Raw genomic sequence first — 14573 nt, forward strand, 5'->3', positions numbered from 1 at the left:
TTTTAGAACGAATATCTAAGTCCAAGTTGTCCTTGGAATCTTGAGGCTAGTTGATCTATAGTATAAGGTGTAGCCGTTGGTTTTTGGAAAGTATATGTTGGGTCGCCAGTAGCAACTCCGCCTAAGTTTCCTGATTTTGTTAAACCAAGGTTAGCTGTTGAATTGTAAGTATTTGGAACAAAGTAGCTTCTTCCCCAATCTTTATTGATAAGGTTTCCAACATTTGCCATGCTAAATGAAATTTGGAATGTACCTACTTTTTGAACTTTAATTTCATCTGTTAATTTCAAATCTGCCTGAATGTTCCAAGGAGTAGTATCACCATTTCTTTGAGTGAATGTTCCTCTTCTGCTTTTTAAGTAATCATTTCCATTAACGAATTCTTCGTAAGCTGCAACTTGTTGAGCTGCTGTTGCTGAAGGAACTCCTGCTGCATTTACACCAATGTATTTAGCTGCTTCTGCTGCATCTTTAAAGATATAAGCCAATCCTGCTGCTTGTCCTGTTCCTGCAATTGTAGAGTTTACAAATCCCCATGAAAACGGATTTCCTGATTGTGCATTAAAATACACATTAGCAGAGAAAGTATTGTTGTCAGCTAGTTTTACAGAGTAACCAACATTAGAAACGATTCTGTGTTTGATGTTAAAGTTAGAAGTCGCCAATTGAGGATCATTAGGAGTCAATGACTGGTTCATTTGGAAGTTACTTTCCATAGAGTTACGAATTCCGTTTGTTACGTCACGAGAATCTCCGTAAGTATATGCTACCATAAAGTTCAAACCAAAATCGTATGATTTCGTAACCATTTCAGTGATGCTGTATCTGTATCCTTTGTTTGTATTTGACAATAAATAAGCATTAGAAAAAGCTGAATTTATGTTTGCTGCGTAAATTGGCATTTGGTGATTTGTATCGTAAGAGAAATAAGTTGGGTTATCTGTCTTATTTACTTGTTGAAATTCAAGATCACGAATTACTTTAGTATAAATACCTTCGGTTGTAAATTTATAACCGTTGATGATTTTATCGATGGCCAATGAGTTTCTTAATACAGCTGGCATTTTAAATTTATTGTCAACTAAATCTGCCTGAACTTTTGGCGTTGCATCGTGATATCCATTTAATCCGTTGTTTGCCAAAGGATCACCAGCTGCTGCAACCTGAGCAGGAGTAAGGTTGTTTTTATCATAACTTCCGTAACCAACACCGTCATTGTAGTAAGCATATCCTAACCATGCAAACGGAATTCTACCTGTAAATACTCCAGATCCACCTCTTAAAACAAGCGTTTTATCTTCGTCTACATTATACGTAAAACCAATTCTTGGAGAAACTAATGCAGTACTGAAAAAGTTATTATTAATTTGGCTTAACGGCGTGTAAGTGTATGTATTACCATAATTAGGATCAGCAGGAGAATTTTGTACCTGTGGACTTAATTTTGGTTTGTTTGGTAAATCAGTATAATCAACTCTTACACCAGGAGTAACTTTTAATTTGTTTCCAATTCTAATTTCGTCTTGTACATAAACACTATAAAGGTTTACTTTGAATTTAGCATAAGGATTATCAAAGATCTGATCTCTTGTAGAACCATCAAAAGGATACGTTCCGCGAACACGAGTAGGAAGTTTATTGAAGAAATCTGCCAGAGATTTGTACGAAACTCTTCCGTTAAGTGCATTTACAAATCCGTAGTTAATGTCGTAGAATTCGTTGTGTGTACCAAACAATAAAGTATGGTTTCCTGTTTTGTAAGTAAGGTTATCAGTGATTTCGGCAGTGTTTTGTTTCATGTTAAAAACAGTTGCTTCACGATCATTTCCTAAGAAAATTGTTCCTCCGTTATAACCAATTTCTGCCTGAGGAAACATTGCATTTGATGATTTTGGATCACGGTAATCTTTAATAGCCGAGTAACTTGCGATAAATGAGTTAGACCATTGGCTGTTAAAGTGGCTTTTTAATTCTAAAACCGTACTAATAGATTGGTTTTTTTGAGTAAAGTCCATGCTCGAAAACCTGAAGTTTGCAGCATCACGTTCTAAGTTCGAAGCTTGAGAAATAACAGTATTGTTTCTTAACGAAAGAGAGTGCTTGTCGTTAATTTTCCAATCTAATTTATTGAAGAATTTTTGACTTTTCGCAAAGTTGTTATAAGCACCGTAACTTCCCGGATCAAAACCATAATTTGTCTTAACGAAGTTTGAAATTTGTTCTGCTGTAGTATTATCAACCAATGAAGTTAATTTTCCTTCAGAATTTGTTTGTCCTGCATTGTAGAACAAAGGATCTGTTCTTTCAGCATATTCCATGTTGGTGAAGAAAAACAATTTATCTTTTATAATTGGTAAACCTAATCTGAAACCAACTTGGTAATCACCAAAAGAGTTTGGCATTTTAGAACCATCACCTGCATTATTAGGACCAGTAATAGCAGCATTTCTGCCATAACTATAAATAGATCCTGTTACTTCATTTGTACCGCTGCGGGTAACGGCATTTACGCTTCCTCCTAAAAAGTTTCCTAATTTAATATCATAAGGAGCAATATAAACCTGAATATCCTGTATCGCATCTAAACTTATAGAGTTTGATCGTGTACTGCTTCCTGGCATTCCTGAAGTTCCTGACTGACCTCCTAAAGAAGGGCTAAAACCAATTGCATCATTGTTTATAGAACCGTCAATAGTTACGTTGTTGTATCTAAAGTTCGTTCCTGCAAAAGAGTTGTTAGAACTTTGTGGTACTAATTTAGTAACATCCTGAATTCCTCTGTTGATTAACGGAAGACCATTAATTTTTTTCTCATTAATGCTTGTTCCGTTATTTTTAGAAGAAGGTTTAGAACCTGTAATTACTACTTCTTCTAAAACATTATTATCTGATTTACCAACTACTATTGTAGGCAAATCATTGTCTCCAAGTGCTAAATGTATTTGTGCATTTGAATAATCCTGAACACCAGAACTTTTAATTTCAAGTTCGTAAGGTCCACCGGCATTTAAATTTTCGAAACTAAACCTACCTTGTTTATCTGTTACAGCTCTGTAAACGGAGTTGGTAGGTAAATGTGTTAATGTAACCTCGGCGCCAGTTAGAGGGCTTGTACCATCGCTAACTTTTGCAGATAAAGATGAGGTTGTAATTTGAGCAAAAATGTTCCCCATAACAAGAAGCATGAATGCCGAAAAAAAGAGTTTTAGTTTTGTCATGTTGTTTTTAGTTTTTATTTGACAAAGAAACTGTCTTTGTTTCGATCAGATTTAACGCTTTTGTTAACTTAAAATGATAAAACTATTCATTGTTAACTTAGGATTATGAAGATGTTATTTCAAGAGAAAGGAATTAGCTCTTTAAAATCAACTACTTGTGTAAAAAGCTAAAAATAAGTAGATTAAAGCTAGATTTAAAGTAGATTAGAAAAAGATTAGAGTGTTAAGCAAATGTTACCGATTGCAAAAATCGATAACTCTAAAGACTAATATTATAAGTTAAAAAATGCAATTCTTAATTATTTAAACACATAGAAACATAGTTTTTAAGATCGAATAGGAGGCGTCTCACTTTGAATAATACCGCATAGCTATGCGAAAGCAAATACTCTTGCTATGCGTTGAGTTTTTTCTCGCAGATTTAGCAGATTCGGCAGATTTTCTTTTCTACTTCTATCGGGGCTAGGGCAATCATTTTTACAACAATATTTTCGTGTAGGTTGTCATCCCGAGGAACGAGGGATCTCCGCAAGAAACTCCGCAATCAAAATCGCCAATCTTTGTAGAGCTACTTGTGGAGATCCCTCGTTCCTCGGGATGACAATGATTGTGGTTACTTTGTTTCTATGCGTTAATTTTTTCTCGCAGATTTAGTAGATTTTTTTTTCAATTAGATTTATGCAAATTCAAGATTAGATCTGCGTAAAGAGAAGAATCATTTTAATCTTTTATCCCGATGGCTATCGGGAGTGGCTATTTTATAGAGAATAGCTTTTAAGATATATCTTATATTAAGGAAACACCAAAGAAAACGAAGTACCTTTTTCGAGCTCAGAATCTACTATCAAATTGATATTATGAAGTTTCAGAATTTGTGTGGTTATAAAAAGTCCCAATCCTTGTCCCTGAATATGGCGTGTATTATCGCTTCGGAAAAAGAGATCGAATATCGATTTCTGATCGGTTTCTGAAATTCCCGGGCCCTGATCTACGATTTTGATGATCAGTTTACCTTCAGTAGAAAGCGCAAAAATATTGACCGGTTTAGGATTTGAGAACTTTATTGCATTATCTAAGATATTATACAAGGCAATAAAAAGCATGTGTTTGTTGGCATAAACAGAAAGTAAATTTTCCTGATCTGCAATGGCATTCAAATTGAATGAAACCTTAGATTCCGGATATTCGATGGCTTTTTTCTCGAGAACATTCCATAAAATTTCGTCTATTCTTACGGTTTCCATTTGTTGCGGTTCAGAAAGTTCTAATCCCGATAAAACCAAAAGACCTTCGAGAGTGGCTTTTAGATGTAAAGTATCTTTACGGAGCGATTTTAGAATTTCTTCATACTGTTCGTTGGTTCTGCGTTGTTGCAGCGATACATCAATATCTCCTATAATGATGGTAAGCGGTGTTTTTAATTCGTGCGAAGCATTTTTTAGAAAATTATTCTGAATCATGATTCCGCTTTCTAATCTTTCTAAAAGATAATTAAAAGTCGTTACCAGTTCTTTAATCTCATCTTTGCCGCTGGTTTGTGGCACTTCTAATCTCGAATGAAGATTTTCGGTTGTTATGGTGTTTACTTTTTTAATTACTTCTGTAAAAGGGCGAAAAGTTTGCTTGGCCAAAAACGTTCCCAAAAGATAATTTAGAGGAATTCCCACCAGATAAAACAAAATAAACATGAGCCCTAACATCTCTAATTGGCGATTTCCGGCACGATCGATTCCGGAAACGACAATGATAAAATCGCCCTGATTGTCTTTATAAAACAAGCCAACAAATTGCCTGTCGCCACGGCTAAAAGTTTGTAGTTTTTCTTTCTTGATATTTTTTAAGTCCTGATCGCTTAATTCAAAATCAATAGTATCGCGTAAATAGAGCTTATTGGTTTTGGCATCATAAACGCGTATCGATTCATTGTTGATGCGTTTGTACTGAAGTTCGATTTGTTTATAACGTTCGCTATTAAACTCTTTTATTTCATCTTTTTCAAAGTAAAAAAGTGCCGTTGTCATGGCATGATCTTCGAGATTATCATAATAAAGATCCTTCATATGACTTTTGAACAACAGGAAAGATCCGGCCATAAGAAGTCCGGTTATAAAAGCAAAAAGCAAAGTAGAATTAGCGGCTAACTTGTTTTTAAGATTCATAACTCTTTTGTTTGAGCATATATCCCGTTCCTTTTATAGTATGGATGAGAGGAGTTGGGAAGTTCTTGTCGATCTTGTTTCTTAAATAATTAATGTAAACATCTACGGTGTTTGATGTCGTATCAAAATCGATATTCCAAACCGCTTGTGCAATCGCAATTCGGGACAAGGCTTTCTCACGGTTTTTCATGAAAAAGATCAAAAGTTTTAATTCTCGCGAAGACAAATTCAGTTCTTTTCCGTCTCTTGTTGCGCTTTGTTCTTTCATATTAATTTCGACTCCGGCATACGACTGAAAATCGAGAATTCCGGTGCTGAATTCTGCACGACGAAGCTGTGCATTTATTCTTGCCAGTAATTCTTCGAACAAAAAAGGTTTGGCTAGATAATCATCGGCTCCGGCTTGAAGACCTTTTACTTTTTCGTGTGGCGTATCGAGCGCACTCAAAATTAGAATCGGAACAATTATTTTTCGGCTTCTTAAAACTTCGCAAACTTCAAATCCTGTAATATCAGGCAGCATGATGTCGAGAATAATAATATTATACTCGTTGTCCATTACTTCTTTTATGGCATCAAAACCTTTTGTAATTGTTTTCACTTCATACAGATGCTCTTCAAGTCCTCTCGTAATAAACGAAGCAACCCTCGGATCGTCTTCAACTAATAATACTTTATTCATAAATCGAATATAATTGGAGTGTTTAATTTTAAGTAATACAATAATCGCTGGCATTTTGTATCGGGTTTACCTTTTTACCGTTTAATTCTAAAAGCGTATTTTCGATCATTTGCGACATGGTATCGAGCGCAAGATCATTGGGCTGCATCCCAAACGGATTTTCTAATTCATCTGCAATCGCTTCTAATGCTACAAAAGTATAGGCGATAAAAACAATCACAAAAGGCGTAACCCAACCCATTGTTTCTACAAAACCAAAAGACAGTAAAAAGCAATAAATATACACCGTTCGATGAAGCAAAACGCTATAGGTATACGGAATTGGCGTTCCGGCAATTCTTTCGCATCCGCCAACAATGTCAGAGAGTTTGTTCAGGTTTTCTTCAAAAGCCAATTGTGTAATGCTGTCTATTTTATTTTCTGACTTTGCATTTTTTACCCAAACGCCCAATGCTTTCAAAATAATAATGGGTTTATATTGAATCTCTTTAAGTTGCGCTGCAAATTCTTTAGGCAGTAAACGATTTAAGTCTTCGTCAGGATTAGTTTCTCGTAACTGATGTTTCAGGCTGTATACAAAAGCGATCAATAAATTAATGAAATTCTGGCGCTCAGTATCGTAATCTTTATCGTTGATAAGTGTAATGCTTTGTCTGGCAAGAGATCGCGTATCGTTAAGCAATGCGCCCCAAAGTTTTCTGCCTTCCCAAAAACGATCATAACTCACGCTGTTTCTAAAACCAAGAAATATGGCAAGCGCAATCCCAAACAAAGTAAAAATAGCAGGATTTACATGCAGATTGTATTGTATAAGATAAGGCTTAAAATATACTATTAAAAAAGAAAATAGTAATAAAAGTAAAAGCCGCGGAAGCAATTGAGGTAAAACAGAACCTCTCCATTCAAAGAGCATTTTGAACCAGGTATCCTTTTTCTTTATAATCATTTGTGGCGATCAAATTTGTTGCTATAAAAGTAATTAAAAAGTAGAACCTCCTGCAAAAAATTAACCAAAGAATATGACGATGATTTATATCAAAATTTAGAGAATAGGGAATAAAACCTAAACAAGAATGTTATATATTTGAAGTACAAAGTTGTATTTTTTTAAGAGTTCGAACAATTAACCACCAGTAATCTATGAAGCTATTATACACTAAAACAATATTGTTTTTACTACTCTTTACTTTTTTTTCCTGCGAAACCAAAAAAGAAAAACCAGAACCTAAAAAATATGCAGCAGGTGTAATTTTATCTTTTGATGATGCCTATGTCGACGAATGGTACGAAGCCGATCAGGCCTTGAAAAAATACGGATGGAAAGCTACTTTTAATGTTTGCCGAATAGATTCTATTGGTGCTCCTCAAATAAAAAAACTCCTTGAAATGCAAAAGGAAGGCCACGAAATTGCCGGTCATGGTTACCATCATTACAACGCCGTAAAATTTGTCAACCAACACGGAATCGATGCCTACATGAAACAGGAAATCGACCCGATGATTGCTTCTATGAAAAGATTAAAATTTAATGTGACCACTTTTGCTTATCCTTACGGAGAAAGATCTGACGCACTTGACAAAGCTTTATCGAATGATTTTAAAATTATAAGAGGAAGAGCTTTTGGAGGTGAAGCGCCCGAGAAACAAGACAGTTTTTTTAATAATTCAAAAATTGTATTTGCTTTTGATATCGACAACAGCCACATACATTTTAGTATTCCGTATGTATTAGAACTATTAGATTACGCTAAAAAACACAATAAAATTTTGCTTTTATGCGGACACAAACCCGTTAAAAACGTAACCGAAAATTATCAGACAAAAATAGAAACCTTAGAGTTTATTTGTAAATACATGAAACTTAACGATCTTAAATTCTATAAGTCATCAGACTTAGACGATTTATTACCTGAATAATTAATAATAAAACATAATAAGTTGTTTTTTTAGGAGCTAATCCCGCTCTCCGTTCCAATCTTTTGTGCCGAACGCCGGCACAAAAGGATTTCCTCTTCTATCGGGGCTAGGGCAATCGTTGTCATAACAGGATTTTCGTGTAGTTTTTCGAATGAGAACATCAAGCACTTTGTCTATTATTCATTTTCAACTATTAAACTCATTTTTGTCATCCTAACGAAGGAAGGATTACACTAGAAACTCCGCAAAGAAATTCCAATCTTTGTAGAGTTACTCACGAAGATTTCTCGTTCCTCGAAATGACAAATAATATGGATAATTGATACCTAGTAAATTAGTAGAACAAAATAGATAAGAAATCTAGAAATCAAGCTCCAGCGGAGCGACATATTTATAGAAAAAAGATATAGAATTTAGAAATGAAGCTCCAGCGGAGCGACATATAATTACATACCTGATAAATATTTCACCCCGATGGGGCTCTGTCCATTTTATCTAATATTTCTATAAATATTTCATCCCTCCGGGACTATAAAATATCGTATTTATAATTTGTTCTTTATACTATAAAATTCAACAATTTTAAATTAGTGAATTCGTGGCTTTTTTCCATTCAATAACTATCAAATTAAAATAATTAACCACAAATAATTAAATCATTTTAATCCTTTAATCTGTGGCTAAAAAACTTTTTTTCGCCTTTTTCGAAAATCATAAAATTTACTTCGCGACCACCATCATTCTTTCAGTTTTGTCTGTAAATGTTAATAATCCTGTTATTTTTTGTATGATTTTGGGCTCAACTGCTCGATTTTTCGTACCTTAAAAATTCTAACAAATAAAAGACAATGATGACAAAATTACGAATTTCATTAATCAACATTCACGGACTGCTAAAAGGTTCTGGTTTGGAGATTGGTAGAGATGCTGATAATGGCGGACAAACAAAATATGTATACGAGCTTGCAGAGTTTTTATCACAACACGAAAATGTAGAACATGTTCACGTATTTACAAGATTAATCGACGACCCAAATCTTTCTCCCGAATATGCAGTACCTATCGAAATCATTAATGATAAATTAGACATAAGGCGTATTCCCTTTCTGGGAAAAAAGTACAAAGCAAAAGAACAATTATGGGACGGTTTAGACACTTTTGTAAACGGAATTGTGCAACATATCAAACTCCATGATATATTCCCCAACTGGATCCATTCACATTATGGCGACGCAGGATATGTAGCCAGCGAATTATCAACCATCTTAAATATTCCCTTCGCGCATACAGGCCATTCTTTAGGTTTTCATAAAAAAAATAAATTACTGGAAAGTGGTTTAAACGAAGAAGAAATCGAAAAGAAATACAAGTTTAAACAAAGAATTGCCGCCGAAGAAAAAACATTAGAATTATCTGAATTTATAGTTACTTCGACAGAGCAGGAAATCGAAACTTACAAACCCTATAAAAATTTCGAATTAGGTAAATACCACGCCATTTCACCGGGAATCGATACCAGCAAATTTGTTCCGTATTATCATAGAGAACAAGATTCTGATAAGCAAATGGAAGAAGAGCAACGAAAATATTGGGTAGCCGAGACCATTTCGAAGTTTTTAATAAATCCGCACAAACCTTTTATTCTGGCGCTTTCACGACCAGATCGCCATAAAAATCTTCATACCCTAATTGAAGTTTATGGTAAAGACAAAGAACTGCAAAGTATTGCCAATCTGGTGATTTTTGCCGGAATCAGAAAAGATATTTCAAAAATGCCGGAATCTGAAAAAGATGTCCTTACAGATCTGTTGTTATTAATGGATAAATACGATTTGTACGGAAAAATGGCAATTCCGAAGAAACATGACGTCGAAAATGAAGTTTCGATTATTTATCGATATGCCGCCGAAAAAAGAGGTGTTTTTGTGAATTTAGCCCTGCATGAAAATTTTGGTTTAACCGTAATAGAATCCGCAAGTTCAGGTTTACCGGTTGTGGTAACCAAAAATGGTGGACCATCAGAAATTATTCCGACTTGCCAGAACGGAGAATTGGTAAATCCGCTGGATGAAAACGAAATAAAAAAAGCGTTGCGAAATATTTTAACCAATGAAAATCAATGGAAATATTACTCAAATAATGGCGCCATTAATATTCAGAAACATTACAGCTGGTTAAGCCACGTTAACCAATATGTAGATTTGGTCAACGAAAACCTGTCATTATCATCCGGTTCAGGAATCAAAAAACAACATTACCCAAATATCAATATCGAAAGATTAAAACGTAAGGTCGAACATTTATTTGTTTCGGATATCGACGGGACATTAATAGAACCAAAATTAAACAATCCCGGACTAAAAGAATTAAAAGAGCATCTGATCAATCGTACTGATAAAATGGCATTTGCCCTGGCATCAGGACGAAATTTAGCATTGGTAAAACAAGTTATCGAAGAAGAACAATTTCCGTTGCCTGACTTTATTATTTGCTCCGTAGGAACCGAAATCTATTATACAAACGGAAAAGACTATATTTTAGACAAAGGCTGGGCTAAATTTCTCGCCGGCCGATGGAAAAGAGATGATATTGTAAATCGTCTTAAAGAAGTTCCGTGGTTACGATTACAGGAAGAAGAAGCCCAAAATCCTTATAAAATATCTTATTATTATGATCAGGAAAAATACGATCACGAACAACTAATTTCAGTTTTAGGCACAGGCTGGTACAAAGTAAATATCATTCCGAGTCATGGACAATTTCTTGATTTTATTCCCAAAAGAGCTTCAAAAGGAAATGCCATTAAATTTTTATGCCGTAAATGGTCTATTCCGTTATCGAATGTCATTGCGGCCGGAGATTCAGGAAATGATATCGACATGTTCAGAGGTTCGATAAAAGGAATTATCGTAGGAAACCGAAGCGTAGAACTCGCCAATTATGAAACCACAAAAAGTATTTATGTGGCCAAAGATGCAGCTTCGTCCGGTATTTTAGAAGGATTAAAGCATTATAAAATAATAAAATAAATAAGTTCCGGAGGAACGATTCATATTGTAGCAAGGGATTTTAATCCCTTGAAATATGGAAATTAAAGATTGGCGATTTTGTTTGTGATCCTTCGACTTCGCTCAGGATGACAAAAATGACACAATATGTTAAATAATAAAAATAGGTTAGTATGTATTCAGGTTCAGGATTTAGTAATTGGGAAATAGGAGACGTAGATGTATTTATCGATGAAAGCGGTGTACATCATTTATTTCATCTTATTATTCCCAATCACGATTATATTGCGCATGCGGTATCAAAAGATGGTCTTTCTTGGAAAAGAGTAAAAAATGCTTTGTTTGTAGGCGATCCCGGCGAATGGGATGATGATATGTTGTGGACAATGCATGTGAGTAAAAACTCGGCGGGAGAAGGTTACGAAATGTATTATACAGGTTTAAAACGTCAGGACAAAGGGATTACACAAAAAGTGGGCAGGGCAGTTTCTCCGGATTTAATTCACTGGACAAAAGACAATCAATACGGGTTGCCTTTGCGAAGTGATGCTCCGTATTATGAAAGCCGCGATAATAACCCGCGTGAATGGCTCAGTTTCAGAGATCCTTATAAATACGAATTCGAAGGAGAAGATTATTTACTAATTTGTGCCCGCAGTGCCGTAGGACCAACTTATAGAAGAGGTTGTATTGGCGTTGCAAAAAGAGGCGAAAAAGGTTTTGTATTGCAAAAACCATTGCACGTAGCTTATGTATATGATGATATCGAATGTCCGTGCGTGGTAGAAATAAAAGGAATGCATTATTTGCTAGGCTCAATTCGAGAGGATATAAAAGTGCGTTATTGGTTTTCGCCCGATTTTAAAGGAGAATATCACGCGTTTCATAATAATGTATTAATGCCACAAGGCAATTATGCGGCAAGAATTGTAAAAGAAGGCGATTATTATCTGATCTACAATTTTTATTTTGTGGGAGGAAATGTCAACACACTTCGCGTAATTCCGCCGCCAAAACAATTGGATGTAGATAGTAACGGCCGATTGTTATTGAAAACCTATCACCATTGGAGAACACTTTACCAAAGAACCATTCACCAAAGAAACTTGCCTGTTCCTACACCAATTTTAGGAAATCCGTCAGCAAATTTTGAGATCGAAAATGAGAATAAATGGCGAATTGGCTGTCGAAGCGGTTATGAAGTTTTTTGTTTTGATAAACCTTCAGAAAATTTTGTCTGGGAAGGAACATTGGCTGTCGAAGGAATGGGAAAAACAGGTTTCGTAATCGAATGTGATGAGCAGGGAACAGCCTATTATATATCAATTGATTTTGTAAACGGTTTTGTGCAGTTTAGAGCCTGGGGATTTAATGAAAAAGATGTAAAGAATAATTTTGTTTTTGAGAACATTCAAACCAATCAATTTGAAATCGTCGAAAACAAAGAAATCTACTTTAAGATTATCCGTTACGGAAATTATTATGAGCTTTCGATTAATGAAGTCGTAAAATTAACCTTGTTGGACTATAAATACAGCGAAGGTAAGATAGGTGTTTATGTTTGTTCAGCGATTGTTTCCTTAAGCGATTCAAAAATTCATGTAATTCCGGAACCGGAGAATGAATATGCAACTGCAGATCCTAATAAAGCATTTGATGAATACAATAAAATAGCCCAATAAATGTACCTGGCAGATTATGATCGAACTATCTGGAATTAGTATCTATAATGCTTTTAACGCTTTGAATAAAAGTTTCGGTATTGTTGATTTCGCCTTTGATGTAAACATCATAATCTGTTAATTTAAACTGCTCTAACATATCTTTTTTAAGATATTTTATCATAGACTCAAGGCTTCGGGTATCATTTTCATTTTGTCTTTTCAATTCGCGTTGCTTACTTTCCAGGTAAGATAAAGTTCTTTTTAATCTCAGTACATTAATTTTGTCCACACTTAATATTCTTAAAATTTATAAAAAAAATAACGATAATCAGGAATAAGATAAAATTCAATATTTTTCCAAAAACGTACCAGTGAATTGAATTTATCTTATTACAAGACTATCGTTTCAGGTAATTACGTAAAAATGGAAATTTTAGTTTTGAAATATAAGGCAAAAAATTAAAAAATTCTGCACCAATTCCATGTTTTTTCAGATAACGATTTGAAAGACTATTGATTATGGTAAAATTGTAAGAAAATTTCAACTCGTTTTTCTTTTTAAAATTGATTCAAAAATGAAAGAACCTTTCTGAATTTTTAGAAACGTTTAGAAAATTCAATAAAAAAAAGCTGTGTTTTTTTCGTTCAAGAAAACACAGCTTTTTCTATTTTATAAAGGTTTTTATTTTACGACAGTAGCTTCCAGTTCGACTTTTAAAGTTTCAAAAAGACTTTTCACTTCAAGCAGAGTAGTAGCTTGTTGGATACCATGTTTGGCTACCCAATCCTGAATAAGATTAAAATGAGGCCAAAGTTCATCCGTAGCCGTAGTGTAGATATTCAACCGAACAATTCCTTTGCATTCATAACCGGCTTCTGTAATCACTTGTTCCAGATTTTTTAAAGCCAGTTTTATTTGCGATTCCATGTTTTCGTTACTCGAAATTCCGTCTGCGCTTATAGCCGTTTGTCCTGAAACATATAATGTTCCTTCCGGATTTTTTACTTCAACCGCTTGTGCGTAACTGCGCTGATTTTGCCATTCCCACGGATTAATAATTCTTTTTTCCATTTGTTTTCCTTTTTTAGTTTGCGCCCATAAAGGCATTGCAGTGAATAATAGTAATACTAAAAGGTTTGCTGTTTTTTTCATTATTACAGTTTAAAATTTATACTGCAAAATTGTAGATAACAGCCGGAATAAAGAGGTGACATTTTTAACGATTTTACTGTGAGAAATGTCACATCGGGAAAGCAATCACGAAATAAATCAGGACGATAATCTGCTTAACGTTTCGCGCGAAACACCTAAATACGAAGCAATAAGACTTTTAGGAACACGCTGCATTAGCGAAGGATATTGTTTTAATAATTGATCGTAACGCTCCTTTGAGTTAGAAGTTTGCCAGGAAATAATACGGCGTTGCGATCCCAGAAAACCAAAAGTAGCCTTCTCCAGAAAAAAGCGTTCCATTTTCTGTAAACCGCTGCATAGTTTTTTATAATCTTCAAGAGTACAGCAAAGTACCTCCGTATCTTCAAGGCATTCTAATGACATTGTAGCTTTAGTTTCAGTAAAAAAAGCATAATAATCACTTTCCCACCAATCTTCCATAGCAAAAGAAACCACATGCTGTTTTTCTTTATTATCCGTATATACCAATTTTAAAAGTCCTGAAATTACAAAATACGAATAATTTACAGGATCGCCTTCCTGAATTAGAAATTGGTGTTTTTTAAACTTTTTGGTGGTAAAATGGCTGTATACAAAAGCAAATTCCTCATCGGTAAGAGGAATTATTTTTTCGATATGTGCTCTAAGTTGGGTTTGCATAGTAACGGCCAAAGTTATAGAAAATTTAATAATAGATTGAAGTTTTAAGTAGTAACATCAATTTTGCGATGTCTCGTAGAAGATAGGAAAT

General features: G+C 34.5%; 10 protein-coding genes. 3 read left to right on the forward strand and 7 right to left on the reverse strand.

The features are described from left to right. Positions 1-2 precede the first annotated feature (2 nt). The 4 genes from L0669_RS15170 to L0669_RS15185 form a co-directional block, all read right to left on the reverse strand. Positions 3-3218, reverse strand: coding sequence for a TonB-dependent receptor (locus tag L0669_RS15170; RefSeq protein ID WP_263758594.1), 3216 nt, complete (start codon positions 3216-3218; stop codon positions 3-5). 791 nt (positions 3219-4009) lie between these two features. Then, positions 4010-5377: a HAMP domain-containing sensor histidine kinase gene (locus L0669_RS15175; RefSeq protein WP_263758595.1), complete on the reverse strand. Its 1368-nt coding sequence runs from the start codon at positions 5375-5377 to the stop codon at positions 4010-4012. Beyond that, positions 5367-6059 (reverse strand): response regulator transcription factor, encoded by a 693-nt coding sequence (locus L0669_RS15180; RefSeq protein WP_263758597.1) that lies wholly within the window; start codon positions 6057-6059, stop codon positions 5367-5369. The genes L0669_RS15175 and L0669_RS15180 overlap by 11 nt, the downstream gene beginning before the upstream one ends. A 28-nt stretch (positions 6060-6087) precedes the next feature. After that, a complete protein-coding gene (locus L0669_RS15185; RefSeq protein WP_263758598.1) occupies positions 6088-7005 on the reverse strand; it encodes a bestrophin family protein in 918 nt (305 codons plus the stop codon). Positions 7006-7199: 194 nt separating this feature from the next. Here L0669_RS15185 and L0669_RS15190 point away from each other — a divergent pair, with 194 nt between their 5' ends. The 3 genes from L0669_RS15190 (at position 7200) to L0669_RS15200 (ending at position 12666) form a co-directional block, all read left to right on the forward strand. After that, positions 7200-7976, forward strand: coding sequence for a polysaccharide deacetylase family protein (locus L0669_RS15190; RefSeq protein ID WP_263758599.1), 777 nt, complete (start codon positions 7200-7202; stop codon positions 7974-7976). An 848-nt stretch (positions 7977-8824) separates the two neighbouring features. Next, positions 8825-11005, forward strand: a complete 2181-nt coding sequence (locus L0669_RS15195) for an HAD-IIB family hydrolase (protein WP_263758600.1) — start codon at positions 8825-8827, stop codon at positions 11003-11005. Between the two features lie 152 nt (positions 11006-11157). Next, a complete protein-coding gene (locus L0669_RS15200; protein ID WP_263758601.1) occupies positions 11158-12666 on the forward strand; it encodes a glycoside hydrolase family protein in 1509 nt (502 codons plus the stop codon). A gap of 25 nt (positions 12667-12691) precedes the next feature. Here L0669_RS15200 and L0669_RS15205 read toward each other — a convergent pair whose 3' ends face one another. The 3 genes from L0669_RS15205 to L0669_RS15215 form a co-directional block, all read right to left on the reverse strand. Further along, positions 12692-12937 (reverse strand): hypothetical protein, encoded by a 246-nt coding sequence (locus tag L0669_RS15205; RefSeq protein WP_263758602.1) that lies wholly within the window; start codon positions 12935-12937, stop codon positions 12692-12694. A 393-nt stretch (positions 12938-13330) separates the two neighbouring features. Next, positions 13331-13720, reverse strand: coding sequence for a RidA family protein (locus tag L0669_RS15210; protein WP_263763954.1), 390 nt, complete (start codon positions 13718-13720; stop codon positions 13331-13333). A gap of 198 nt (positions 13721-13918) precedes the next feature. Beyond that, entirely contained in the window at positions 13919-14482 is a 564-nt protein-coding gene (locus tag L0669_RS15215) for a Crp/Fnr family transcriptional regulator (protein ID WP_263758603.1), read from the reverse strand. Positions 14483-14573: the final 91 nt, after the last annotated feature.

The organism is Flavobacterium bizetiae (assembly GCF_024271895.1).
GTDB lineage: Bacteria > Bacteroidota > Bacteroidia > Flavobacteriales > Flavobacteriaceae > Flavobacterium > Flavobacterium bizetiae.